Source organism: Mesorhizobium loti, from assembly GCA_014189435.1.
GTDB lineage: Bacteria > Pseudomonadota > Alphaproteobacteria > Rhizobiales > Rhizobiaceae > Mesorhizobium > Mesorhizobium loti_G.
The window spans coordinates 984200-1008854 of record CP050293.1 but is presented as its reverse complement, the minus strand read 5'-3'; the positions used below and the strand labels follow the sequence as shown (position 1 = coordinate 1008854).

Here is a 24655-nt window from a genome sequence, read left to right as displayed (position 1 = left end):
CCGCGGGCGCCTACGCCATTTCAGGGCGTTTTGAACCCTCGCGGATGGCCTTGTGCACGCCGCGCTGCAAATCCATGAATGCAGGGCTTTCCATCACCTCTTCGCGGCGCGGGCGCTCGATATCGACGTTGAAAGTCTGCGTGATGCGTCCCGGGCCGATGCCCATGACGACGATCCGGTCCGACAGATAGACGGCCTCCTCCACATCATGCGTGACAAACAGGACGGTCAACCTGTGTTCCTCCCAGATCTGGGTCAGCAGTTCCTGCATCTGGTGCCGGGTCAAGGCATCGAGCGCGCCGAAGGGCTCGTCCATCAACAGCATCTTGGGCCGATAGGAGAGCGCACGCGCAATGGCGACGCGCTGTTTCGCCTGAGAGCTCAGCCGGATAGCGGTCGGCGCTATCAGCCAGCTTGACGAGTTCGAGATGTTCCAGCGCGATCCTGCGGCAGGTCGCGCGATCGTAACCGGCGGCCTTGAGGGCAAACTCGATGTTCTGCCGCGCCGTGAGCCAGGGTAACAGCGTGTAGGACTGGAAGACGACGCCACGGTCGAGACCCGGCTGCAGGATCGGCGCGCCATCGATGCTGAGATCGCCGGCGTCGAAGTCCTGCAGTCCGGCCACGATCGACAGCAACGTGCTCTTGCCGCAGCCCGACGTGCCGACCAGGGAGACGAACTCGTTGTCGGCAAGATCGAGGTTGATATCGCGCAGCACTTCCGTGCGCCGCTCGCCGGTGCCGAAGCTCTTGTGCAGACCGGCGATCCGCAATTTTGGGGGGCTCATCGGCTGGACCTCATTGCGAGCGGCCCTCTTGCTTGAACAGCACCTTTTCCAGCGCCTTCATCACCTGGTCGGTGATGAGGCCGAGCAGGCCAAGCAGCAGGATGTAGCCGATGATGGTGTTGGTCTGGAAATAGCGCTGCGACACCGTGATGCGATAGCCGAGCCCCGAAGTCGCGGCGACGAGTTCGGCCAGCACCAGCCAGGTCCATGCCCAGCCCAGGCTGATGCGCAGCGTGTCCCAGATGCCCGGCAAGGCGCTGGGCACGACGATGCGCGTCAGGATCTTGCGATCCGGCAGGCCGAGCGTGCGCCCAAGGCCGATGAAATCGGCGGGAACCCGCTTCACATTGTCCATGATCATCAGCACCTGCTGGAAGAAGGTGCCGATGAAGATGATCAGGAACTTCTGCGAATCGCCGGTGCCCGCCCACAGGATGGAGAGCGGCACGAAAGCGACGACCGGCATGTAGCGGATGAAATCCACCAGCGGCTCGATGGCCGCCTCCCAGGAGCGGAAACTGCCGATCAGCACGCCGATCGGTATCGACAGCGCCGAGGCGATGAGGAAGCCGATGGAAATGCGGTACATCGAGGCTTTGAGGTCCAGCCACAACGTGCCGTCGGTCGCGAGCTTGGCGATCTGCGTCGCGACACTGCCCGGCGACGGCAGGAAGATCGGCTTTACCAACCCCAGTCCGGTCGCCGCCCACCAGGCAAGGCCCAGCCCGACAAAGACAGCCACCGCGATCGTCAGGAAGCGCGACCTGGCGATGGGCACGCCGATCCCGGAGGATCGGCGGCGCCTCGCCTGTTTCGCGATGGGGCTTGGCGCGGAGTGCGCCGAGCCTGTTTCCGCGGGACGCTCCCCGGGCATCTGCGTCACCACCGCGATCCGGCCTTGGTCATTCCGCCGCCTTGACGAAGGACGGGTCGATCATCTGCTCCGGCGTCACATCGGCCTGAAGCAGCTTGGCGTTCTTGGCGGCGGCTTCGACATCGGCGAAGGTCTTGGTGGTGAAGTCGCCGGTCAGCGCCGTCTTGTTTTCGGCGAGCGAATAGTAGCGCACGCCGTCAAAGGCGGTGTTGAGGTCCTTGACGTCCGAGCCGACGGCCTTGGCGATGATGGCGCGGCCACCGGGCGTGTCGGCATTGTAGTCCTTGAGCGCCGCATCCCAGCTCTTGATCATGGCCAGCACCTGGCCGGGCCGCGACTTGATCACCTCGTCACGCACCACCAGCACGTCGCTGATCAGGCCCGGATCCTCACCGGCGGTGAACAGCAGCTTGAGGTCCTTGTTCTGCGCCATGGCGACGGTGAGGTACGGTTCGTAAGTCACCGCGACCGGCACCTGGCCGGCGATCAAGGCGCTGCCGGCGTCCGACGCCGGCATCGGAACCGGCTTCACATCGTCGATCGACATGCCGTTCCTGGCGAGCGCGTATTTGAGCAGGATGTCGCTCGTCGTGCCTTCCTCGAAAGCGACCTGCTTGCCCTTGAGGTCCTTGATCGAGGTGACGTCCTTGCCGGCGATGATGGCGTCGGCGGTCATGGAGACGTCGAGCAGCAGCACGATCTTCACCGGCAGGCCGGCCGCAACCATGCCCATCGCCGTGTGGGTGGCGATGTTGGCGGCGTCAAGCTGGCCGCTCGCAAGGGCTGCATTGATGTCCTTGTCCTCGGCGAAATTGACGATCTGGACGTCGCTCAGCCCATTTGTCTTGAACAGGCCCTTGGCCTCGGCGACATGCCACTGGCCATAGCCAAGCCAGGGCTCGATGCCGATCTTGAACGCTCCTGCCTCGGGCGTGGTGGGAATGGCCGCATCGGCCGCGTAGGCTGCCGGGGCGGCGGCGAGCCCGATGGCGGCGGCCATCACGAGCGCGCGAAATTGTCCTGTTAGGTTACGCATCATCTTTGTTCCCCTTGATGATCAGACCGCTTTTTCTAACCCAGGTAGCCGGTCTGGTGAGACTGCGGGTTTCTGCTCTTGCGGCACTGTGCCTCGGCGTCTTACCTGCCACTTCATGGTGAAGTGCGAGGATATTTCAGCGTCAGCGGGAGCGGATGTCAAGGCTAAAATACATACATGCATATACAAGTTGGAGAGACTCAATTTTCACGCTTTTCCGGATCGATCCGGCCGAGGAAATCGGTCACTCGATCGACCCCGGCAACGGGTTCGCTGCCAACCATGACCGCGACTGAAAAGGCAATGAGGGAGGAGACCGGCGTGTGACTGCGCGCGCCGGCCCGCAGGTTCATGACCAGCGTCGGCGACAGGAAAAGGCCTGCCCGCAGCACCGCCCGCCAATCGGCCGGAAGCATGCCGCGCCGTTTGAGCTCCAGCAGCAATGGCCGCCATAGGGCGGTCGCCTTGACCTCCAGCAGATCGCGGCGGACAGGGCTCAGGTCCCAGTCGGTGTCGACATGGAGCAGGTTTCCGTCCAGCCGCGCCTGGGCGCGAAATGCCACGGTCGCGGCCGCCGGATCATAGAGCCAGAACGGGTGGGCGAAGATGTTGTGGAACGTCGCCTTCACCTCCGCCAGCAGCGTCGGGATGTGCGAGCCGGCAAAGGCAGGATCGAAGAAGGACAGTTCCGCCCTCCCCGCCTTCGCCGTGTACCAGACATTGGCGTTGTGGGCGTCACCGTGCGCGACCACGCCGCCTGCGTCGGCAAGCCGGTCCGGCTGCAAGCGCATTGCGGCGGCCTCGAAGAGTTCGCCGACGCTGCTGGCATAGCGCTGGCCGTTGATGACGAATTTCAGCTGGGAGAACCGATCCCAATCCAGTTCCACACCGGGAAAGACAAACAGTTTGCCGACATAGAAATCGGCCAGCCGGCCGCCTAGCGACAAGCGTGTCTCGGTATCGATCAGCCGCTCATGAAACAGCCTGTGGATCGGCTCCGCCGACACCTCCTCGACGGTTACCGGATGCAGCGTCTCGAGATAGACCTCAAGCAGCCTGGCCGACAGGTCGCGCTCGGCAAGAACGGCTTCTCGCCGTTTGCCGGCATCGTCCTGCGCATCCAGTGCGAACAGAACATCCGAGAAGCGCGGATCCGTGCGACGGCGATAGACAAGGATCTGCTCGCCGGGCTGGGCCGACATGTGCACGGGTTGGTCGACCGGTAGGCCGGCGCGCGACAGGATCTCGGCGCGGTAATACTCGCCCGTCATCGCCTCTTCCCGTTCCTCCTGATGGAACTTGAAGAAGTAGGCCTTGCCGTCGTCCTCGAAGAAGCCGTTCAGCAAATTGAGGCTGTATTTGTCGAAGTTGATGCGGACATTGCGGGGGTGCATCTCGAACAGGTCGCCCAGCAGTGCCGCCAGCGCGCTTTGTGCTTCGGCAACATCATGCTGCGCGAGTGCCCGGATCCGCGCCGTGCGGTTGGGTGTCGGCGTCATCTGCCGTCCCCTCTGGCCGGGTCATTCGCCGAGGGCGAAACCATGTTCATCAGTACATGTATATACATTGGCAACGAAACCTCTCCGGCTTGCATTCGCAGCATTGCCGTCAGTTGTTTTTGGACGGGGAATAGCGGCTGCCGAGCGAGTAGCGGCTGCCGGCATAAGTCAGCTTGCTGATCGTCGCCACCACCGCGCCCGTCCATGTCCGGCGGTGCAGGAAAAGGCAGCAGGCGCCGACATCGATGCCCAGATGCCGCGCCGTCTCGGCGTCGGCCGGGATCGCGGAGATGATATGCTCGACCTCGGTCACCGGGGTTTTCTGCATGAGGTAGTCATAGGTCGCCGTCTTCGAAAAATCCTGCTTGTCATAATCGGGGATGAGGCTCGGATTGACGAAACGCTCTTCCAGTTGCACCGGCAGATCGTTCTCGAAATTGACGACGACGGAATGATAGATCGAGACACGCTTTGCGAACTCGAACGAAAGCCCCAGCTCCTTTGTCGGCATGATCGTTTCAAGGACAAGGACTTCGGAGCGATGCGTGTTGCCGCGCTCGACGATCTCGGCTGCGATGTTGTTGATCTCGATCAGCGTCGATTGCGGCCGCGGCGGCGCGATGAAGGTTCCCACACCTTGCAGACGGATCAGGAACCCCGCCGAGGTCAACTCTCTGAGGGCCCGGTGAACCGTCATCCGCGACACGCCGAGCGACGCCACCAGCTCATTTTCGGACGGCAGCTTGCGATCCTTGCCCCACCGGCCCGTTCCGATGTTGGTTAGGATGTAGTCCTTCACCTTCTCGTAAAGGGGGCTGGCCGTGTCGGGCAAAGTGATCATTTCAAAAGTCCTTTCCGGCAATTTATCGGAAATCACGACTGCTCGACAGGTTGCCGCATGCGGATGATTGTTTTCAAGCCGTCGCTTTGCCCCGCCAACAGCCGCTGATAGGCGGCGGGAATGTCATCCAGGCCGATCTCTTGGTCGATCAGCGCCAGCAGCGGCTCGCTCAGTTCACCCAGCATCCGCACGGCCTCGGGCAGTTCGTCGGCAAAGGCGTGGCATCCCAGCAATCCGATCTCACGTTCGACCAATGTGTTCGGATCGATGTCGAGACGGTCATGGAAGATGCCGACCATGGCGACCGTGCCGCCGGGATCGAGAACGCCGAGCAACTGGTTGAGTGCCGCGATGCTGCCCGTCGCCTCAATGGCCGCGAGCAGCGGGGCATTGGCGGTTGCGGCGGCAACGGCATCCCGGTTCAGATCGACGATCGTTGCCCCCGTCACCCGCGCCACGCGGGCGCAGCGGCTCTGGTTGCGGTCGGCGACGAGCACGGTGCCGGCGAAGGTTCGCGACAGCAGCAGCGCGGCAAGACCGCCGATCGGCCCGCAGCCGACGACCAGCACGGAGCCGGCCGTCTTCGGCAGGCGCCGCACCGCATGCAGCGCCACCGCGAGCGGCTCGGCCATCGCCGCGACCCGCTCGTCGAGCCCGGCATCGATGATATGCAAAAGCCGTACGGGCAGCACCGCCTGTTCGGCAAATCCGCCGTCGCAGATCTCCCCCACGAAGCCCAAGGACGCGCAGAGATGTCGCCTGCCGGCGTGGCATTGCGCGCAGTCTCCGCACCAGAAACGGGAATCGGCAACCACCCTGTCGCCGATGGCGACGATGTCGATGCCCGCGCCGATGGCGGTCACCGTGCCGGTCAGCTCATGGCCGGCCGTCGAAGGCGACCGGCTTATCCACTGGCCCGTGCGGAAATTGTGCAGGTCCGAGCCGCAAATGCCGGCGGCGTCGACCCTGAGCTTCACCCAGCCCGCATCCGGCGCGCCCGGCGCGGCGATATCCTCGACGCGCAGATCGCCGGGTCCGTAGAGTCGTGCCGCCTTCATCGCGATCGTGTCCGCTCAGCCGGCGAGATAGCGGTCGCGGATTTCCGAGACCGCGTTCTCATGCGAGCTGAAGCCCTCGTAGCGGGCGAGCCTGCGGGCATGCAGAGCGAGTTCCGGATAGGCCGCCGAGGTGACATAGCCGACCGACGAACGCTTGACGAAATCCGTCACCGAGAGCGGGCCGTAGGTCCGTGCCCAGCGGCTGGTCGGCAGCACCGCATTGGGTCCGAGGACGAAGTTGGCCAGCGTCACCGGCGTGTGCGGACCCATCAGGATTTCGGCCGCCTCGGTGATACGCCCGAGATGCGCGAACGGTTCCTTCGACAGGATCTCGAGGTGCTCGGGCGCATAGTCGTTGATGAAGCGGTAGCTGTCTTCCAGCGACGCCGTCAGCACGATGCCGCCCCGCTTGCCGGTCAGCACCGCGCGCGAGAACTCGACGCGCTGCTCGGTCATCCGCGACCAATGTTCGGGGATTGCAGCCAAGGCGGCCTCGGCGACCTTGCGGCTGTGCGTCACCAGATAGGCCGAGGAATCCGGCCCGTGCTCGGCTTCGATGAGAAGATCAAGCGCGGCAAGGCCGCCATCGACGCTGTCATCGGCAAAGATGATCGCTTCCGATGGGCCGGCCGGAAGGCCGGTGTTGATGACCGACGACAGCACGCTCTTGGCCGCCACCACCCACGGGCTGCCGGGGCCGACGATCTTGAGCGCGGGCTTCACCGTTTCCGTGCCGTAGGCGACGGCGGCAACGGCCTGTGCGCCGCCGCATTTGTACACGGTCCCGACGCCGGCGAGGCGTGCAGCGACGAGCGTTGCCGCGTCCACCGAACCATCCGATGTCGGCGGCGTAACGATGGCGATCTGCGGCACGCCGGCAATCACCGCCGGCACCGACGTCATCATCGTCACCGACGGGAAAGCGCCCTTGCCGCGCGGAACGTAGAGCGCAACGGAGGCGATCGGTGTGTACCGGTCGCCGGCATAGGCGCCCGGCCGGACTTCCTTGAGCCACATCGTTTCCGGCTTCTGCTCCTCATGGAAATGTCTGATGTTGTCGATGCCGAACTGGATGCTCTCGACGACGTCCTTTTCCACCTTGTCGAACGCCGCGTCGAACTCGGCTTCCGACACCTGCAGTTCGCCCTCGGCGACATTGGCCTTGTCGAGTTCCCTGGCGAAGCGGATCAAGGCGGCGTCGCCTTCGTCCTTGACGGCCTGGATGATCGGCCGGACCTTCTCGACGAAGACCGTCAGATCGGCCTCGGCGCGTTTCAGCAGACTGGCGCGCTGGTCGGCATCGATGGATGACAAATCGTGGAAGCTGATGTCGGACATGGCTGCTCGTTCTCCTGGAACTCTTGGAACGCAATGACGGTTGGCGCAGGTCGGCCATTCTGCGGGCCGACAGGCCGACCCGGTACAAGGATCAAAGCCGTCGAGAGGCTTCACTGGGGTAAAAGTATATACATGTATGTATGATGGTCGCCAGCAATTTTTCCATCATCCTTCCGGTCGAAAGTGCCCCGACAAACCGCGTCATCAGATCGAGGCGAGAAAGCCGCCATCGACCGGGATGGACTGGCCGGTTATGTAGGCCGCGGCATCCGAAGCGAGGAACACGGCGATGCCATGCAGGTCATGGAGATCGCCGAAACGGCGCTGCGGGATCTTGGCCAGCATGGAGTGCTGCCAGGCCTCGTTGGCGTAGAACACATCAGTCATCGCCGTCCTGAAATAGCCCGGCGCGATGGCGTTGACCCTTATGCCAAGCTCCGCCCACTCCGCCGCAAGCGCCCGTGTCATGCCGAGCAGGCCCGACTTCGACGAGCCATACGGCACCGCGGTGGGAATGCCGACTTCGGATGTCAGCGAGCACAGGTTGATGATGGCGCCGGGACGGCCGGCGTCCCGCATCCGCCGCGCGGCGGCCTGGGCGCAGAAGAACGCTCCCTTGAGATTCGTGTCGACGATCCTGTCCCACAGCGCCTCGTCGACATCGAGCGAGGCCCGGACTTCCTCTATCCCGGCATTGTTGACGAGAATGTCGAGGCCGCCAAGCAGGCCGGCCGCCTCGTCTGTGGCTGCGCGGCAGCGGCCGACATCGGTGACGTCGAGAGCGATGGCGTGCGCCACCCCGCCGGCGGCGCGGATGGCTGTCGTTGTGTCCTGCAATGAGGCCAGGCTGCGCGCCGTGACCGCGACGTCGGCGCCGGCAGCACTCAGCGCTTCGGCGATGCTGCGCCCGATGCCCCGGCTTGCGCCGGTGACAAGCGCCTTCCTGCCGGAGAGATCGAAGAGAGAAGCGTTGCGCATGTGATCCTCCTTGCCGGTGTCGGTTTCCGCTTCGGCGTCGAGACTATCAGATCAAGTTACATATACAAGCATATACAAACTATTTCAGCTACGCTACGGATGACGAAATCCACCGCAGAGGAGCCCGCCCGTGTCGAAAGCCTCGGATATGGTTCGCACCGAAGTCAACCGCCTTTCGCCCTACAATTCCGGGCTGACCATTGACGAGGTGCAACAACGATACGCGCCGGCCAGGATCGCCAAACTGGGTTCGAACGAAAACCCGCTCGGGCCAAGCCCGTCGCTGGCCACGACGATGCATGCCGGGTCCGAGATGTTCCGCCTCTATCCGGACCCTGCCGGACGCAAGCTGCGCCAGGCGATCGCCGACAAATATGCCGTCACCGAGGACCAGATTATCCTGGGCAACGGTTCCGAAGACCTTCTCTCCGTGATCAGCCGGGCCGTGTTGCGGCCAGGCGACGCCGTCGTCACGCTCTATCCGTCGTTTCCGCTGCATGAGGACTATGCGACGCTTATGGGCGCGACCGTCAAACGCGTTGCCGTCAACGACGATCTCACCATCAATGTCGACGCGCTGATCGACGGGGTGCGCGAACGGCCCCGCATGCTGCTGTTCTCGAACCCGATGAACCCGGTCGGCAGCTGGCTCCCCGGCGGCGACCTGTCAAGGGTTCTGGATGCGGCAGGCGACGAGACGCTGATCGTCATCGATGAGGCCTATGCCGAATATGCCGAGGGCGACGACTATACGTCATCCCTGCCCCACCTGAGCAAGCTCGACCGGCCATGGATCGTGCTGCGGACCTTTTCCAAGGCGTTCGGCCTGGCCGGACTGCGGATCGGCTTCGGCATCGTCGGCGACCCGGAACTGCGCGCGCTGCTCGACCGTGTCCGCACACCCTTCAACGCCAACGCCATGGCCCAGGCCGCCGCACTGGCGGCGCTCGCCGATGATGAACACCTCGCCAGGGTCGTCGCGCTGGCCATGGCGGAACGAGCACGCGTCGAGACTTTCCTCAAGAGCAAGGGGCTCGGCGTCGCCCCCTCCAGGGGCAATTTCCTGTTCTTCAACTGCCGGCAAGATGCCTCCGTCTTCGTCGAGGGCCTGCTGCGCCAAGGCGTCATCGTCAAACCGTGGAAGCAGCAGGGCTTCGACACCTATGTGCGCGTCAGCATCGGCTCGGCATCGGAGAACGACCACTTCATGGCCGTTCTGTCGGAGTTGTTGTGAATGCATTCCAGCCGGCGCCGGGCGCCACATCAATACGGGGCCAAACGCATCGTTCGGCCCCGCATCGATGTGTATCGCCGGAGGAACCTGCGATACACCCGCGCCGTCGGCCTGTGTGCCGCAGGCCGACGGGCGTAGCGGCTTCAGGCGGCGGTGCTGACCTTGCCCGGCTCGAGGATCGACTTGACCTTGTCAGCGACGGCGCGCCCCAGATCGACGTTGTTTGCGGCAGTGAAATGGATGCCGTCGACACCGTCCGTGGTGACGAAATCGCCGGCATTCAGGAAGTCGATCTTCATGAAATCCGCCATCGCCTTGTACTGCCTGGCCAGATCCCTGGACTTTTCATGACCGCCGCCGAACATGCCCTCGAACCACGGATCGGGCATCGGCGTCAGCGGCGGCGGCGCGATGACCAGCGCCTTCGGGGCCGGATAAGGGGTGCCGATGCCGCCGGCGCTGGTCAGGATCTGCCCGACCAGTTTCGCCATTCCATTGGCGATCTCGTAAGGCGTCCGGCGGAAATAGGATTTCGTGTCGTTGGTGCCGAGCATCACGATGACCAGGTCCAGCGGCAGGTGGCTGGCAATGGCCGAAGGCAGATAGTTGGCGCCGTTCAGGCGCGGATCGTTGGGGTCGTCGAGACAGGTCGTGCGCGCGCTCAAGCCTTCTTCGACGATGTGATAGCCGGCTCCGAGTGCTGCCGCCATCACGCCCGTCCAGCGCTGATCATAGGGATAGCGGTAGGTCGGCGACCCTTCCTTGACCGGAACCCAGCCCCAGGTCAGCGAGTCGCCGTAGCACATGATGTTTTTTGGCGGTGACATCCATGTTTCTCCATCTGTTTGCAATTGTCTGAACGCGCGGATCTATCGGTCCCGGCGAACGCGGGGCCGGCTTGCCTTTCGCTGTCTCACGTCAAGGGGTTCGCACGCGCACTCCGTAGAAGATCGCCGCGCCGAGGATGATGACGCCCTGGGCGATGAGCTTGCCGGGCTCGTCGATGCCCAGCACCGTCATCACCACGAACAGCAGCGCAAAGCACAGTGCCCCGAAGAAAGGCCCCCAGACGCCGCCGTCGCCACGACCGAAGACGACGCCGCCAAGGATGGTTGCGGCGACCGCCAGGATCGGCAGGTCGAGACCGACACGGACGCTGCCGACGGCGATCGAACCGGTCTGCACCAGGGCGGCGATGGCCGCGATCAGGCCGGCCAGCGTATGCGCCAGGATGACCGTGCGCTGAACCGGCACGCCGGAGAAATGCGCGGCTTCGGCATTCTCCCCGACTGAGGCGACGTAGCGGCCAAACACGGTCCGCGACAGAAGCAGCCACACCAAGGCGGTCAGCAGGACCCAGAACAGCACCGGCGTCGGAACCGACAGGAACTTCGTGTTGTAGAGGTCGTTGAACAGCTTCGGCACGTCGCCGGGCGGATTGCCGCTCGACAGGAACTGCACCAGCCCGACCAGGATGATGCTGACCGCCAGCGTGACGATGACGGCCGACACCCGACGGACACCGATCATGAAGCCGTTGAACAGGCCTATGACCAGCCCGGTGGCGAGCGCCAGCATAACGAAGAATGGCAGCGACGCGCCGGGGAAACTGCCTGACGAGATGAAATAGTTGATGAGCAGGATGATGCCGCCGCCGGAAAGGTCGATCGACTTCACCCGCATGACGACGAGCTGTCCCAGCACCAGGATACCGAGCGGAACGATCTGCCTGATGAAGATGCCCATGATGTTGAGGTTGAGCATGTTCGGCCGCGCGATCCACAGCGTCGCCAGCAGCACGAGGAAGACAAAATAGGACGGCGGGATGCGAAGCAGACGCCGGGTAATCGGATTTGCGAGAACGGCAGCCATCTTTCAGAGCCCCATCTTCTTGCGCGATTGCAGCCCGACCACCGCCAACAGGATGCCGCCCTTGATCGCGGTCTGGACAAAGGGCGAGACGTTGGCGAGGTTCATGCCATTGGCCAGCAGCGCCATGACCAGCGCGCCGATCACCGTGCCGTGCAGGCCGCCTATGCCGCCGGAGAGCTGGGTGCCTCCAAGGGCTACGGCGGTGACGGTGTCGAGTTCGAAAAGCAGCCCGACATTCGGATCGCCCGACACGATGCGCCCGGCCAGGAAGACACCGGCAACGGCCGCGAAACAGGAACAGACCACATAGGCGAGGATGATGTTGCGACGGTCGGAGACGCCGAAATTGCGGGCAGCACTTTCGGCGCCCGAAGCGATGCCGCCGCCGATCGCAAACAGATGCAGCCCGTATCGCGATCCGTAGAGCAGCTTCCACGCTGCCAGGATCACGACGATGCCCCAGAAAACCGGATAGGGGATGCCGAGGAAACTGCCCGAGACGGCATCGATGACGATCTCCGGCACCGTGCCGCCGGAGACCGGCCGCAAGATGCGCGTGATGCCAAGCACGATGTACTGCGTCGACAGCGTCGCGATGATCGGATGGACGTTGAAGCGGGTGATCGCCAGGCCGTTGATCAGCCCGATGAATGCGGCCAGCAGAAAGACCGCCGGGATCAGCACGATCGCCGGCTGATCGAGCGCCAGCACCGCCGTCGTAAAACTGATGACAGAGCCGACGGATAGATCGAGCCCGCCGATGAGCACGACGACGAGTTGTCCGATCGCCGCGATGATCAGCGGCATCGCCTGGGCAACCAGGTTGAAGAGGTTTTCGGCCGTGGCGAACTGCGTCGTCTCGACGGTCAGCCACAGCGAGATGAGCAAGGCGACCAGCAGCGGCAGGCCCCACAGGCCTTGCCGTGTGTTCCGGCCACTCAGGATGTTGAAAAGCGAACGAACCATGGAGGCCCCTAATGCTGGCGCGTGGAGCCGCCCGTCAGGGCCGCGTCGAGGATTTTGTGCTCGGTCGCCTGCGCTGCCGGCATTTCGGCAACGATGGTGTCGTGATGGACGACATAGATGCGGTCGCAGAGCCCGATCAATTCGATCGTCTCGCGCGACAGCACCAGCACGGCGCCACCCTTGCGGGTGAAATCGCGCAGCAGATGGTAGATCTCGGATTTGGCGCCGATGTCGACGCCGCGGGTCGGCTCCTCGACTAGCAGAAGATCGAGATCGGCGGCCAGATACCGGCCGAGCAGCACCTTTTGCTGATTGCCGCCCGACAGGGAGCCGGCGGGAGCCGATGGACCCGACGCCTTTATGTTCATGACCTCCATCATGCGGGCGATGACGTTTCGATAAGGTCGCGCCGGCGCAAGTTCGGGTCGCCTCGAATGCAATCCGATGGCGATGTTGTGGGCGATCGGCAAAGCGAGGAAGAGCCCCTCTTCCTTGCGGTCCTCGGGAACGAAGCCCACCTTCAGCTGCTGCAAATGGCGAACGCCCGATGATGTAGAGAGTGGCAACTTCAGCACTTTGCCGTTGATGGAGATCGTCCCGGCAAAGGGGTGGTAGCGACCGATCAGCGATCGCAGGAAGCGCTGCTGGCCCTGCCCTTCCAGCCCGGCCAGGGCGACGATCTCGCCCTTGTGCAGCGTCAGCGACAGCGGCCGCGATGCCTCGGTAATCCTGAGGTTCTCGACGCGCAGGATCTCGTCGCCTCTGTCATCAGTGCGATCGGGAAAAAGGTCCTGGAGTTCGCGCCCGACCATCATGGCGATGAGTTCGTCGGTGGTGATTTCGGACACCATCCTGGTGCCGACCAGCGCGCCGTCCTTCAGCACCGTCACCGTGTCGCAGAGCTCGAAGATCTCCTCCATGCGATGCGAGATGTAGACAATGGCCTTTCCCTTATCGCGCAGCCGGCGGATGTTGCGGTTGAGCACGTCGACATCGGCCGCATTGAGCGCCGCCGTCGGTTCATCAAGGATGAGCACGCTGGCGTCCGCCTGGATGCAATGCGCGATCTCGACGAATTGCCGCTCGGCGATCGTCAGGTTGGAAACGAGTTGCGACGGGTCGAGCGTGAGGCCGAGTTCGCCGAGCGCCCTGGCGGTCTGGCTGCTCATCGCGCGATAGTCGATCGAACCGAACCGGGTCGTCGGCTCGCGGCCGAGAAACATGTTCTCCGCGATCGACAGATTGGGCAGCAGCGAATGCTCCTGGAAAACGGTCGAAATGCCGGCGTCCAGCGCGGCGCGTGGCGACTTCAGATCGAGCTTTTCCCCGTTCATGAAGATTTCCCCGGAATCAGGCTGATGCACGCCCGCCAGTATCTTCATCAACGTCGATTTGCCGGCGCCGTTCTCGCCCATCAGGGCGTGAACGCTGCCCGCCTGGAGATCGAGGGAAACGGAGTGGAGCGCCTTGCTCCTCTCCGAACGCCTTCGAAATGTGGGACATCTCGATAAGATTGGTCACGAAACCCTCGAACGAACCGGATTCAACGGATGGAACGGCCCGCGGGGAATGCTTGTCCACTCCCCGCCAGCCACGGCGCCGTTACTTCTTGCCGTAATATTCCTTGAGCTTGTCCTCGGGCAGTTCGCTTGGCCACCAGACGTTGGCGGTCAGGTCGTCGCGATAGTATTTTTTGGCCTTGTCCTGGTCCCATCCGTCGGGGTTGTAGACATAGCGCTTGTAGAGCTGTTGACCCTCGAGCAGCGCGACGGCGGCGCGCACGCCGGCAGCGCCCTGGGCGGGGCTGTATTCCGGAGAGATCGACTTGAAACCATCGGTGATCCACTGGCCGAAATAGCCATTGTTGCCCTCGCCCGAGATCGGCGGAATGGGCGTGCCGAACTGCTTGAAGACATCGACGCAGGCGCGCGTCATGTCGGCGCCCGACGACCAGATGCCGTCGACCTGCGGATTGTTCAGATAGAGCGTTTCGCACAGCTTCTTGGCCTTGTCGTACTGCCAGTCGCCATGCTCCTCGGCGATGATCTGCACATGCGTGCCCTTGAGCGATTCCAGCAGGCCGTTGTAGCGGTTGGTGTCTTCCGGATGGCCGGCCAGGCCACGCAGGACCCAGATCTTGCCATTGTCGCCGACAGTCTTCACCAGCCAGTCGCCCATCACCTTGCCGAAGTGTTCGGCGCCGCCCTGGATCTCTGTGGTGTAGGCGTCGGAATCGATGCGGCCGGTGTGAAGGATGACGGGGATGCCGGCGGCGACCGCCTTGGCGATGCTGGCGTTGGCCGATGTGCTGGTCACCGGCTGAACGATGATCGCGTCGACATGCTGCGCGATCAGGTCCTCGATATCGGCGACCTGTTTCTTCTGGTCGAAGCCGGCATCGAGCAGGATGAACTTCGAGATGCGCTTGTCCTTGGCCGCGGCATTCTCTGCCTCATGCGCCACCTGCACCGTCCAGGTGTTTGCGTTGACGCCGAAGTCGCTCATGCCGATGACCCAGGGCGGGTCCTTCTTGAACGCACCGGCCGCGGTCATGCGCGTGTCGTCGGGGCGCGGTGCTACGCCGTCCATCAGCTTGACGTCTTCCGCATGCGCCAGCGACGTCACGGCAAACGCTGATGCGACGAGCACTCCCAGGCCGACGGTTTTCAGCAATCCTAACATTGAACTCTCCTCCTTATGGTTGCCCCGGCCTACGAATTCGTATGGCCGGCCGTGCGAATGCGCACGGGCCGCGAGACGCTCTCCCAATGCATGCTCGTCGTCACAAACCGACCGATGCACGCAATTCTCCCGCCCCCGAACACAGACGTGTCGAGGTCCAATTTGGGCTGGACGATGATGACGGTCGAGAACTCCTCCGGGCACTTTAGAAGCACAGCGGATTCGGCCTGTCAATAGTTAGTCATGTTGAATGACTATTCTCTTGCTTGCCTTTCACCGCTCCTCTATCCATCATGAATGACGCTCGCCGGCTTCGGCGCGCTGTCAGTTCCGGCGGGAAAAACATGCGATCAGTCTTGTGCTACGGCGACTCCAACACGCACGGCCAGATCCCCGGCAGGGGGCCGCTCGAGCGCTACGGTCCTGAAGAGCGGTGGCCGGGAATACTGCGATCTCAGCTAGGGCCTGACTGGTATGTGATCGAGGAGGGATTGAGCGGCCGGACCACCGTCCACGACGATCCTATCGAGGGCGCCCACAAGAACGGCCGAACCTATCTTCGCCCTTGCCTGCAGAGCCATGCGACGCTCGACCTCGTCATCATCATGCTCGGCACCAACGACCTGAAAATCCGCTTCAACAAGCCGCCGTCGGAAGTGGCCATGGGCATCGGCTGCCTCGTCTACGACATCAAGGAGCTGGCGCCCGGCCCGGGCGGCTCGACGCCCGAGATCATGATCGTGGCGCCGCCGCCGATGCAGGACGACGTCAAGGAATGGAAGTCGATCTTTGCCGGCGCGCCGGAGAAATCGCGCCTGCTCGCGCTTGAGTTCGAGGTTCTGGCGGACTCGCTCGAACTGCATTTTTTCGATGCCGGCTCGGTGGTGTCGTGCAGCGAAGCGGACGGATTTCACATCGATGCCGAGGCGCACAGATTGCTCGGCACCGCACTCGCCCGCGCGGTCGATGCCATCGGCTGGAGCCGCTCGACATGAGCAACCATACCGCCGCGAGGCAACGCGCGCTTACCGACGGGGCGACCCTTGCCTGATATGAGATTCGCACCACCCAATCCGTTGCGCATCGCCGATCGTGCGAGCGGGCTGAATGCATTGAGCGTGCGCAGCTACAATGAGCGGCTGGTGCTGTCGCTGCTGCTTCAGAACGAAGGCATTTCGCGGATGGAAATCGGCGAGAAGACCGGCCTGTCGGCGCAGACGGCCTCGGTCATCGTCCGTTCACTGGAGCAGGAGGGCCTGGTCTCCCAGGGCGAGGCGCAGCGCGGTCGCGTCGGGCCGCCCACCATCCCGCTTTCGCTCAACCCGGAGGGCGCCTATGCGGTTGGCGTCGGCTTCAGCCGGCGCAGGATCGACATCGCGCTCATCGACTTCATCGGCACCGTGCGCTTCCACACGCAGTTGCCGGCGGATGAAGCCAATCCCTTTCCGCAAAGCAGCGAACTGCTGGAGGCGATCAGGCAAGCCATGACGAGCCTGCCGGTCGAGGCGCGCGGCCGCGTCGCCGGCATCGGACTGGCTGTTCCCGACGAAGTCGACGCGATGGCTGCAACCCGCAACGGATCGAGCACGTCGCTCAAGGCCTTGCAGGGTGAGATCGAGGAACAAATCAAGCTGCCGGTTTTCGTGCAGAACGACATCACCGCGGCGGCCGGCGGCGAAAGCATGTTCGGCGTCGCCAAGCCGCTGAACGACTATTTGTTCTTCTATCTCGGAGCAAGGCTGCAGAGCAGGCTCATCCTCAACCACCAGATCTACAAGGGAAACTCCAGCGCCAGCTTCGATCATGGCCTTGTGCGCCTGGAGAGCGAACTGACCAGGCGCGGTCGCCCGTCCGAAATCATCTGGAGCAGCAGCCCTGAGTGGCCCGACCTTGGCGAGGCCTACGGCGCATGGCTGGGGGAATGCTCCAACCGCCTGAAAGCGTCGATCTCCGCGCTGACCCAGTTTGTCGAATTCAGGACGGTCGTCCTGTCCAGCTACGCGCCGCAGAAAATCGCCAAGGCACTGTGCGCCGACATCAGCCAGGAATTCGCCACCATCGAAGCGTTGCCGGCGCGCGTTACCATCAGCCCGAAGGCCGTCGGCGCGGCAAGCCTGCCGTTCAGTTCGCGCTTCATGATCCAGTGATCGGGCCGAACCGGCACGCTGCTCCTGCCGGTCGGCCGATCATGCACCCTCTGCAGGTCCATCAGCGATTTTCAGATGAGCAGGCGAATCCGCTTGCCAGGAGGCATCACTTAATAGCATGTTAAGTGAACCCTGAGATCGCCATGAAGATTGCCGAGGATCACATCCCAGACGACAGCGCCGCGTCCAGCGCGGAAGCGCGCCGCTCGACGGTGCTCGGCGATCGCATCAAGGCCTATCGCACCACGCGACGCCTGACGCTGCGCCAGCTCGGCGACATGATCGGCACCACCGCCAGTTTCCTGAGCCAGCTCGAGCGCGGCCTTTCGGGCGCCAACACCAGCACGCTGATGCTGATCGCCAATGCGCTCGGCATCAGCTTGGCCGACCTTTTCGACGACTGCGAAGTGTCGCCGCACACGGTGCTGACACGCGCCGAGCGGCCGGCGCTGCCGACCAGCGAAGGCTACCGCAAGACGCTGCTGTCGCGCCGGCCAATCCATGAGATGGAAGTCTATTGCGGCGAATTCGCCGTCGGTGGCTCGACCGGCGACGTGCCTTACACGCATGGCAACGCGCACGAGATGTTCCTCGTGCTGCGCGGGCGCGTGCAACTGACGCTCGGAGACGAGAGCTTCATCCTCGAAGAGGGCGACAGCATCGAATACTCGACCTCGACGCCGCACCGAACCATCAATGTCGGCGACACGGTGGCCGAAGTGCTCTGGATCATCGCGCCGCCGACCAGCGGCGCCGTCGACCTCGACCAATATGTAGCCCGGAAAACGCTCGCGCCCGGTCTGCCAAAATCAAACAGCGAGCCATCGGAGGGTTAGAAAATGGGAAGCAGATCAAGATGGGCCGGGTTTGTCGGCGCCGCCGCACTGGCCTTGCTCGCAGCCGCCGCTCACGCACAGAACGCACCGCCGGCCGGGACCGTCGTCGACGGATCGCTGAAGGGCAAGACGCTGACCTTCGTCTCCTATGGCGGCATCTACCAGGACGGCCAGGTCGCCGCGCTCAAGGAGTTCGTCGACAAGAGCGGCGTCAAACTTTTGAACGACGGACCGACCGAAATCGCCAAGCTTCAGGCGCAGGTGGAATCCGGCAATGTGACCTGGGATGTCGTCGATACAGACGATTTTCCGCCCTTCGTGCATTGCGGAAAACTGTTCCAGAAACTCGACCTGACCAAGCTCGACATCTCGCACATCCCGGCCGGACAGGTCGGCGAATGCAGCGTGCCGGCGATGAACTACGGCATGGTCCTGATGTACAAGAATGACAAGTACAAGGACAATCCGCCGAAGGACTGGAAGGATTTCTTCGACACCGTGAAATTCCCCGGCACCCGCGCCATCGATGGCAGCGGCAGCCCGATCGGTGGCCTGATCGAACAGGCCATCCTGGCCGACGGCGGCAAGGTCGACGCCATGACGCCGGCCGACATCGACAAGGGCATCGCCAAGATCAAGGCAATCGGTCCGGACACCATCTTCTGGAAGACCGGCGCCGAATCCCAGCAGCTCGCCGAATCCGGCGAGGCCGACATGATCATCATGTGGACCGGCCGCGCCATGACGGCGGTCAAGAACGGTGCTGCCTACACGCCGGTGTGGAAGGACTGGCTGGTCGTCATGGATCAGCTGACCATCCCGGTCGGCGCCAAGGACACCGACGCCTCCTATGCGTTGATCAATGCCTATCTCGGCAAGAAGTCGCAGGAAATCCTGACCGAGCAGACATCCTACTCGCCGATCAACAACGAGGCACAGCCGAAGGTGGACGCGTCCGTCGGCGCCTTCCTGACCAACACGCCGGACCACGCCAAGCTCGGTTACCAGCAGAACATCAAGTTCTGGGTCGCCAACTTCGCCACCGCGTCCGACAAGTGGACGGCGCTGATGGCCGGCAACTGAGCCGGCTGCCGCTGAGGTGACGGCGTGAGCCAGACATCGCATATGCCGACGGCCGGGGGTGATCATCCCCGGCCGTCAGGTGCCGTGCAGGGGCCGCAACGGCGCCCGCGCCTTGCCGCCTATCCTTCGCTGCTGGCGATGCCGGCCTTGGCTCTGCTCATCGCGGCGATGGGCTATCCCTTGCTGACCGTCACGCTGCGCAGTTTCTCGGACCCGGCCTGGGGCCTGCAGAACTATGTCTGGTTCTTTTCCACGCCGGTGAACGTCACCGTCCTGTGGCGCACCTTTTCCATCGCCGCCTGGGTGACCATTGTCTGCGTCATCGCCGCCTACCCCTACGCCTATCTCATGACGGCCGTTGGGCCGCGCCTGCGGCTGGTCCTCATCCTGTGCGTGCTGGTGCCGTTCTGGGTCAGCGGCGTGGTACGTACCTTGGCCTGGGTCATCCTTTTGCAGGATTCCGGCATCATCAATTCGGTGATCAGGCTGCTCGGCTTCGACGGCGTGAAGCTGATCCGAACGCAGACCGGCGTGGTGATCGGCATGGCGCAAGTGCTGCTGCCGTTCATGATCCTGCCGCTCTATTCGGTCATGCGCGGCATCGATTTGCGCCTCGTCCAGGCGGCGCGCAGCCTCGGCGCGCGGCCGGCGCGCGCCTTCATGCAGATCTATCTGCCGCTGTCGCTGCCTGGTGTTTTCGCCGGCGCCATCATCGTATTCATCCTGTCGCTCGGCTTCTACATCACCCCTGCCCTGCTCGGCGGCCCGCGCAGCACCATGCTGTCGACGCTGGTTCAGAGCCAGGTGCTCAGCCTGCTCAACTGGGGCCGCGGCGGCGCCATGGGCGTCGTGCTGCTGGTCGCGACCTTCGTGCTGCTGGCGCTCGCCGCCCCGCTGATGCGCCAGCGCCACAAGCAGGCGTCCAGATCATGAGGCTGGCGATCATGAGACTGGCACCGTTCCGCATTCTGCTTGGCCTGTTCTGCCTGCTGGTCGCCGTGTGGCTGGTGATGCCGACGCTGGTCATCATCCCGATGTCGTTCAACGAGAAGAAGTCGCTTGCCTTCCCGCCCTCCGGCTTCTCCTGGCAATGGTACGCGAATTTCTTCACCAACCCCGATTGGCTGTCGAGCTTCTTCAATTCGCTCAGGGTCGCGGGCCTCGTCGCCGTCGCCGCCACCCTGATCGGCACGCTGGCGGCGCTTGGCCTCAGCCGCATGAAACATGCCGGCGCCGGCCTGCTGCGCGCCATCCTGATCACGCCGATGATCGTGCCCGGCGTGGTGCTGGCGATCGGCATCTATGCCGTCTACCTCGACTACCAGCTCGTTGGCACCACCACCGGCTTCGTCATCGCGCACACGATGCTGGCAATCCCCTTCGTCATCATCGCCGTGTCGGCGAGCCTCGAAGTCTTCGATGTGCGGCTGGAGACGGCGGCGGCAAGCCTCGGCGCCGACCGCTTCACTGTCTTCCGCACGGTGACCTTGCCGTTGATCGCGCCCGGCATCCTGTCGGGGCTGTTGTTTGCCTTCGTCACCTCCTTCGATGAAATCATCGTCGCGCTGTTCATCACCAGCCCCTACCTGAAGACCTTGCCGGTGCAGATCTTCACCAGCATCACCCGTGACGCCGATCCGACAGTGACGGCGGTCGGAACCATCATCTTCATTGCCACGACGCTGATCATCAGCGCCGGGCTGATCATCAGCTCGAAATCGACGAGGAGTTGAGATGACTGCGAGGGAACGTGGCGCGGCCATCGACATCAAGGGCGCAACCAAGCGCTACGGCAATTTCACCGCGCTCGACGATGTCAGCCTGCATATCGAGCCGGGCGAGTTCATGACGCTGCTCGGCCCCAGCGGCTCGGGCAAGACCACCACGCTCAACGTCGTCGCGGGCTTCACCGACCTCACCTCCGGCGACCTCGCCGTCGGCGGCAAAAGCATCGTCGCGCTGCCGGCGCACAAGCGCAACATCGGCGTCGTCTTCCAGCATTACGCGCTGTTTCCGCACATGACGGTCGGCAAGAACGTCGCCTATCCCCTCACCTTGCGCGGCATGGACAAGCAGGCGCGCGACCGCCAGGTCGCGCGGGCGCTGGACATGGTCAAGATGGCCGATTTCGCGCATCGCTATCCCTCGGAGCTTTCCGGCGGCCAGCAGCAGCGCGTGGCGCTAGCGCGCGCCATCGTCTTCGATCCGCCGCTGCTTTTGATGGACGAGCCGCTTGGCGCGCTCGACAAGAAACTGCGCGAATGGCTGCAGCTGGAAATCAAGCGCATCCACCGCGAACTCGGCACCACCTTCGTCTATGTGACGCATGATCAGGAAGAGGCACTGGTTCTGTCCGACCGCATCGCCGTGTTCAACCAGGGACGTATCGAACAGGTGGGAACCGGCCGCCAGCTCTATGACGAGCCGACGACCCTATTCGTGGCGAAGTTCATCGGCGAATCGACCAGTTTGCGCGGCGAGGCCCAGACGTCCGGAAACGAGACCAGCCTGACCATCGCCGGCCAGAAGATCGTGGCCAACGGCAAGCTTGCCGGCCGGAAACCGGTGGTCCTGCTGCGGCCGGAAAAGCTCTCGCTTGCCGGCACCAACACGCCTCCCGCCGCCGGGCAGAACAGCCTCACCGGTGAGGTCAGCGAGGCGATCTATCTGGGGTCGGGTTCGAAATACCAGGTGACGCTTCGCGACGGCTCGGTGGCCATCGTGCGCTCGTCTCTGGAAGCCACACCGTTCTCGATTGGTGACACGGTCGATCTGCGCTGGTCGGTCGTCGATGCAAAACTTCTTGCCGACGACGACCGCGCCGACATGACGATGACCTGACCGCTCTTTTCCCCGCAGGAATTTTAGACATGGACGCCAAAGTCAACGGCAACGTCTCGTTCTGGTATGCCGACATCGGCCTGCCGGCTTATCGCGCGCCGCTCCCTGGCGACCTCGAAGCCGATGTCTGCATCGTCGGCGCCGGCTACACCGGCCTGTGGACGGCTTATTATCTGAAGAAGGCCGATCCAGCGATCCGCATCGCCATCGTCGAGCGGGAGTTCGCCGGCTTCGGCGCGTCGGGCCGCAATGGCGGCTGGCTGTCCGGCGGCTTCAGCTGGTCACGCGAGAAATATCTGCAGACCTCGACGCGCGGCGCCGTCATCGACATGGAAACCGCCATGCACGGCACGGTCGACGAAGTAATCAAGGTGACCGAGGCCGAAGGCATCGATGCCGACATCCGCCGCGTCGACAATCTGACGGTCGCCACCAACCCGCCGCAGCTCGAACGGATCAACGCTGCCTATGCCGATGCGATCGGCTGGAGCGTGCCGAGCGAACGTGTCAGCCTGATCGGCCAGGCAGAGGCCAAGGCCCGCATCAACATCAAAAATGTGCTTGGCGGCTATGTCCACCACGGCACCGCGCGCGTGCAGCCGGCCAAGCTGGTGCGCGGCCTGTCCGAAGCCGTCGAGCGGCTCGGCGTGCCGATCTACGAGCAGACCACCGTGACCGGCATCGAGAAGGGCAAGGTCACGACGAATCGCGGCACCGTGCGCGCACCGATCATCATCCGCGCCACGGAAGGGTTCACGGCCGGCATACCAGGCAATGAACGGCTCTGGCTGCCACTCAACAGCGCGCAGATCATCACCGAGCCGTTGCCGCAGTCGCTGTGGGACGAGATCGGCTGGCAAGACCACGAGCTTCTGGGCGACGCCGCGCACGCCTATTGCTATGCGCAACGCACAAGGGAAGGCCGCATCACCATGGGCGGACGCGGCGTGCCCTATCGCTACGGCTCGCAAACGGACGTGCGTGGCCAGACGCAGCAGGCGACGATCGAGAGCCTGCACGCCATCCTCACCCGGCTTCTGCCGCAGACAGCCAAGCTTCGCATCGACCACGCCTGGTGCGGTGTGCTCGGCGTGCCGCGCGACTGGTGCACGACGGCAGGGCTCGATCCGCAAACCGGCATCGGCTGGGCCGGCGGCTATGTCGGGCTCGGCGTGTCGAGTTCCAACCTCTCGGGCCGCACGCTGCGCGACCTCATCCTGCGCCGCGACACAGAACTGACCCGCCTGCCTTGGGTCAACCGTCAGGTCAGCAAATGGGAGCCCGAGCCGATGCGCTGGCTCGGTGTCCATTCGATGTATCAGCTCTATCGCGTCGCCGACGAGCGCGAGGAAGCCGGCCTCCAGCACACGTCGAAGCTGGCCGCGATCGCCGACCGCATCACAGGACATTGAGAGACTGCCATGACCGACTTCCAGACCTTCGCCCATCTCGCTTCCATCGATCTCGGCGAGCCCGAGCCCAAGCCGACCTCGATCAGCGGCGATCAGCGCGAAGCGTCGAAGACGCTGTGGACCTCGCCGGACGGCACGCTGGAAGTCGGTGTCTGGGAGTGCACGCCGGGCCGCTTCACCGCATCACGCGAGATCAATTCCGAAACCTGCCATATCGTCTCGGGCCGGGTCTCGCTGCATGGTCCCGATGGCCGCAGCGAGGACGTCGGTCCTGGCGAAATGCTGGTGCTGCCGAAGGGTTGGAACGGCGAATGGACGATCCACGAGAAGACGCGCAAGCTCTATATCCTGCACTTCGAGGCGTGAGCTGACGTCCGCTTCAGCCGAAGCCTCCCCAACGTCGTCATCCCTGGGCGAAGCAGGAGCGAAGCTCCGTCGCGGAGACCCTGGGATCCATTCCGTGACCTTGACCATAGAGTGCAGCGGAGCAGAATTCTGCACCGTAGCAGCGCTCTGAAGTCGCGGCATGGATCCCTTGGGCTGCGGAGCAGCTCCAGGGGTCTGCGCCGCGTCGCTACGCTCCTTGCTCCGCCCGTGGATGACGAAGCAATGGGCTCTACTCGTCGTCCGAACCGCTGGCCGTCGGCTTGCCTTCTATCGCCTGGCGCAAGGCGTCGTTGATGCGGTCTTGCCAGCCGGGCCCATCCTCCTGGAAATGGTCCAGCACGGCGCGGTCGATGCGGATCGAAACGAGCTCCCTGACGCCTGGAGCGGCCGTAGGCTCGCGGACCGGGGCGACCGGCTTCTTCACCGGCTTGAAAGCTGCTTCGGCGGCCGTCATCGGATTTGTCGGTCGGCGCGGGGGATTTGCCATTGGATGACCCTGACTAAGACGATTCGTGCGCGACGCGGCACGCTTGCGCCACCATAGCCCAAGCCGAGCCACAGCGCAGGCCCATTTGGTTGGGGCAATCGCTTCGGACAAATGACAATTTCCGACTTGTGTTGGAGACCACCATTGTCGAAGTCGGCGCCGCCCCTCATCGCCCTGCCGGGCACTTCTCCCCGTATAGTGACGGGGAGAAGGGGGCCAGCCGCACCCTCAGCGCCTTCCTTGCAACGCTGGAGATTGGCGAAACCGTCGATGACAGCGCCCCTCTCCCCGTCACT

General features: G+C 63.7%; 22 protein-coding genes and 2 pseudogenes. 10 read left to right on the top strand and 14 right to left on the bottom strand.

Features of this window, described 5'->3' with window-relative positions; translation table 11 throughout:
• Positions 1-10: 10 nt before the first annotated feature.
• The 8 genes and pseudogenes from HB777_04835 to HB777_04800 form a co-directional block, all read right to left on the bottom strand.
• A pseudogene (locus HB777_04835) lies at positions 11-788 on the bottom strand (ABC transporter ATP-binding protein).
• Between the two features lie 10 nt (positions 789-798).
• Positions 799-1608 carry an ABC transporter permease gene (locus HB777_04830; GenBank protein ID QND68656.1) on the bottom strand — a complete coding sequence of 270 codons (810 nt, stop codon included), beginning with the start codon at positions 1606-1608 and terminating at the stop codon, positions 799-801.
• Positions 1609-1690: 82 nt separating this feature from the next.
• Positions 1691-2698, bottom strand: a complete 1008-nt coding sequence (locus HB777_04825) for an ABC transporter substrate-binding protein (protein ID QND68655.1) — start codon at positions 2696-2698, stop codon at positions 1691-1693.
• A gap of 200 nt (positions 2699-2898) precedes the next feature.
• The gene (locus HB777_04820) at positions 2899-4197 is read right to left on the bottom strand and encodes a hypothetical protein (GenBank protein QND63300.1); all 1299 of its coding nucleotides are present in this window, start codon (positions 4195-4197) and stop codon (positions 2899-2901) included.
• Between the two features lie 109 nt (positions 4198-4306).
• A complete protein-coding gene (hutC, locus tag HB777_04815; protein ID QND63299.1) occupies positions 4307-5038 on the bottom strand; it encodes a histidine utilization repressor in 732 nt (243 codons plus the stop codon).
• A 32-nt stretch (positions 5039-5070) separates the two neighbouring features.
• A complete protein-coding gene (locus tag HB777_04810; GenBank protein ID QND63298.1) occupies positions 5071-6096 on the bottom strand; it encodes an alcohol dehydrogenase catalytic domain-containing protein in 1026 nt (341 codons plus the stop codon).
• Positions 6097-6111: 15 nt separating this feature from the next.
• Positions 6112-7434, bottom strand: coding sequence for a histidinol dehydrogenase (gene hisD / locus HB777_04805; GenBank protein ID QND63297.1), 1323 nt, complete (start codon positions 7432-7434; stop codon positions 6112-6114).
• Positions 7435-7638: 204 nt separating this feature from the next.
• A complete protein-coding gene (locus HB777_04800; protein QND63296.1) occupies positions 7639-8412 on the bottom strand; it encodes a 3-oxoacyl-ACP reductase FabG in 774 nt (257 codons plus the stop codon).
• A gap of 148 nt (positions 8413-8560) precedes the next feature.
• Here HB777_04800 and HB777_04795 point away from each other — a divergent pair, with 148 nt between their 5' ends.
• Complete coding sequence (locus tag HB777_04795; GenBank protein ID QND68654.1) at positions 8561-9646, top strand: histidinol-phosphate transaminase; 1086 nt, start codon at positions 8561-8563, stop codon at positions 9644-9646.
• A 143-nt stretch (positions 9647-9789) separates the two neighbouring features.
• On the opposite strand, the gene HB777_04790 is transcribed toward HB777_04795, so the two are convergent.
• The 5 genes and pseudogenes from HB777_04790 to HB777_04770 all read right to left on the bottom strand — a co-directional run bounded on the left by HB777_04790 (position 9790) and on the right by HB777_04770 (position 15166).
• Positions 9790-10473 carry an SGNH/GDSL hydrolase family protein gene (locus HB777_04790; GenBank protein ID QND63295.1) on the bottom strand — a complete coding sequence of 228 codons (684 nt, stop codon included), beginning with the start codon at positions 10471-10473 and terminating at the stop codon, positions 9790-9792.
• A gap of 91 nt (positions 10474-10564) precedes the next feature.
• Positions 10565-11518 carry an ABC transporter permease gene (locus tag HB777_04785; protein ID QND63294.1) on the bottom strand — a complete coding sequence of 318 codons (954 nt, stop codon included), beginning with the start codon at positions 11516-11518 and terminating at the stop codon, positions 10565-10567.
• Between the two features lie 3 nt (positions 11519-11521).
• Positions 11522-12484 carry an ABC transporter permease gene (locus HB777_04780; protein QND63293.1) on the bottom strand — a complete coding sequence of 321 codons (963 nt, stop codon included), beginning with the start codon at positions 12482-12484 and terminating at the stop codon, positions 11522-11524.
• Positions 12485-12492: 8 nt separating this feature from the next.
• Positions 12493-14005, bottom strand: a pseudogene (locus HB777_04775) (sugar ABC transporter ATP-binding protein).
• 81 nt (positions 14006-14086) lie between these two features.
• Positions 14087-15166 carry an ABC transporter substrate-binding protein gene (locus HB777_04770; protein QND63292.1) on the bottom strand — a complete coding sequence of 360 codons (1080 nt, stop codon included), beginning with the start codon at positions 15164-15166 and terminating at the stop codon, positions 14087-14089.
• Positions 15167-15510: 344 nt separating this feature from the next.
• On the opposite strand from HB777_04770, the gene HB777_04765 reads away from it, so the two are divergent.
• From HB777_04765 to HB777_04725, 9 genes are all read left to right on the top strand, one after another.
• Entirely contained in the window at positions 15511-16161 is a 651-nt protein-coding gene (locus tag HB777_04765; GenBank protein QND63291.1) for an SGNH/GDSL hydrolase family protein, read from the top strand.
• Positions 16162-16218: 57 nt separating this feature from the next.
• Positions 16219-17313 (top strand): ROK family protein, encoded by a 1095-nt coding sequence (locus HB777_04760; protein ID QND68653.1) that lies wholly within the window; start codon positions 16219-16221, stop codon positions 17311-17313.
• 143 nt (positions 17314-17456) lie between these two features.
• Positions 17457-18149, top strand: coding sequence for a helix-turn-helix domain-containing protein (locus tag HB777_04755; protein QND63290.1), 693 nt, complete (start codon positions 17457-17459; stop codon positions 18147-18149).
• Positions 18150-18152: 3 nt separating this feature from the next.
• Positions 18153-19232 carry an extracellular solute-binding protein gene (locus tag HB777_04750; protein QND63289.1) on the top strand — a complete coding sequence of 360 codons (1080 nt, stop codon included), beginning with the start codon at positions 18153-18155 and terminating at the stop codon, positions 19230-19232.
• A 24-nt stretch (positions 19233-19256) separates the two neighbouring features.
• Positions 19257-20165 carry an ABC transporter permease gene (locus HB777_04745; protein QND63288.1) on the top strand — a complete coding sequence of 303 codons (909 nt, stop codon included), beginning with the start codon at positions 19257-19259 and terminating at the stop codon, positions 20163-20165.
• An 11-nt stretch (positions 20166-20176) separates the two neighbouring features.
• Positions 20177-20965, top strand: coding sequence for an ABC transporter permease (locus HB777_04740; protein ID QND63287.1), 789 nt, complete (start codon positions 20177-20179; stop codon positions 20963-20965).
• Between the two features lies 1 nt (position 20966).
• Positions 20967-22073, top strand: a complete 1107-nt coding sequence (locus HB777_04735; GenBank protein QND63286.1) for an ABC transporter ATP-binding protein — start codon at positions 20967-20969, stop codon at positions 22071-22073.
• 29 nt (positions 22074-22102) lie between these two features.
• Entirely contained in the window at positions 22103-23485 is a 1383-nt protein-coding gene (locus tag HB777_04730; protein QND63285.1) for an FAD-dependent oxidoreductase, read from the top strand.
• 9 nt (positions 23486-23494) lie between these two features.
• The gene (locus HB777_04725; protein ID QND63284.1) at positions 23495-23851 is read left to right on the top strand and encodes a DUF861 domain-containing protein; all 357 of its coding nucleotides are present in this window, start codon (positions 23495-23497) and stop codon (positions 23849-23851) included.
• Positions 23852-24101: 250 nt separating this feature from the next.
• Here HB777_04725 and HB777_04720 read toward each other — a convergent pair whose 3' ends face one another.
• On the bottom strand, positions 24102-24359 hold the full coding sequence (locus HB777_04720) for a BrnA antitoxin family protein (GenBank protein ID QND63283.1): 258 nt from the start codon (positions 24357-24359) through the stop codon (positions 24102-24104).
• Between the last annotated feature and the right edge of the window lie 296 nt (positions 24360-24655).

Coding starts and splice junctions, on each gene's coding strand:
- HB777_04825 (QND68655.1), bottom strand. CDS start 2,698: ATGCGTAACCTAACAGGACAATTTCGCGCGCTCGTGATGGCCGCCGCC.
- HB777_04820 (QND63300.1), bottom strand. CDS start 4,197: ATGACGCCGACACCCAACCGCACGGCGCGGATCCGGGCACTCGCGCAG.
- hutC (QND63299.1), bottom strand. CDS start 5,038: ATGATCACTTTGCCCGACACGGCCAGCCCCCTTTACGAGAAGGTGAAG.
- HB777_04810 (QND63298.1), bottom strand. CDS start 6,096: ATGAAGGCGGCACGACTCTACGGACCCGGCGATCTGCGCGTCGAGGAT.
- hisD (QND63297.1), bottom strand. CDS start 7,434: ATGTCCGACATCAGCTTCCACGATTTGTCATCCATCGATGCCGACCAG.
- HB777_04800 (QND63296.1), bottom strand. CDS start 8,412: ATGCGCAACGCTTCTCTCTTCGATCTCTCCGGCAGGAAGGCGCTTGTC.
- HB777_04795 (QND68654.1), top strand. CDS start 8,561: ATGGTTCGCACCGAAGTCAACCGCCTTTCGCCCTACAATTCCGGGCTG.
- HB777_04790 (QND63295.1), bottom strand. CDS start 10,473: ATGTCACCGCCAAAAAACATCATGTGCTACGGCGACTCGCTGACCTGG.
- HB777_04785 (QND63294.1), bottom strand. CDS start 11,518: ATGGCTGCCGTTCTCGCAAATCCGATTACCCGGCGTCTGCTTCGCATC.
- HB777_04780 (QND63293.1), bottom strand. CDS start 12,484: ATGGTTCGTTCGCTTTTCAACATCCTGAGTGGCCGGAACACACGGCAA.
- HB777_04770 (QND63292.1), bottom strand. CDS start 15,166: ATGTTAGGATTGCTGAAAACCGTCGGCCTGGGAGTGCTCGTCGCATCA.
- HB777_04765 (QND63291.1), top strand. CDS start 15,511: ATGCGATCAGTCTTGTGCTACGGCGACTCCAACACGCACGGCCAGATC.
- HB777_04760 (QND68653.1), top strand. CDS start 16,219: ATGAGATTCGCACCACCCAATCCGTTGCGCATCGCCGATCGTGCGAGC.
- HB777_04755 (QND63290.1), top strand. CDS start 17,457: ATGAAGATTGCCGAGGATCACATCCCAGACGACAGCGCCGCGTCCAGC.
- HB777_04750 (QND63289.1), top strand. CDS start 18,153: ATGGGAAGCAGATCAAGATGGGCCGGGTTTGTCGGCGCCGCCGCACTG.
- HB777_04740 (QND63287.1), top strand. CDS start 20,177: ATGAGACTGGCACCGTTCCGCATTCTGCTTGGCCTGTTCTGCCTGCTG.
- HB777_04735 (QND63286.1), top strand. CDS start 20,967: ATGACTGCGAGGGAACGTGGCGCGGCCATCGACATCAAGGGCGCAACC.
- HB777_04730 (QND63285.1), top strand. CDS start 22,103: ATGGACGCCAAAGTCAACGGCAACGTCTCGTTCTGGTATGCCGACATC.
- HB777_04725 (QND63284.1), top strand. CDS start 23,495: ATGACCGACTTCCAGACCTTCGCCCATCTCGCTTCCATCGATCTCGGC.
- HB777_04720 (QND63283.1), bottom strand. CDS start 24,359: ATGGCAAATCCCCCGCGCCGACCGACAAATCCGATGACGGCCGCCGAA.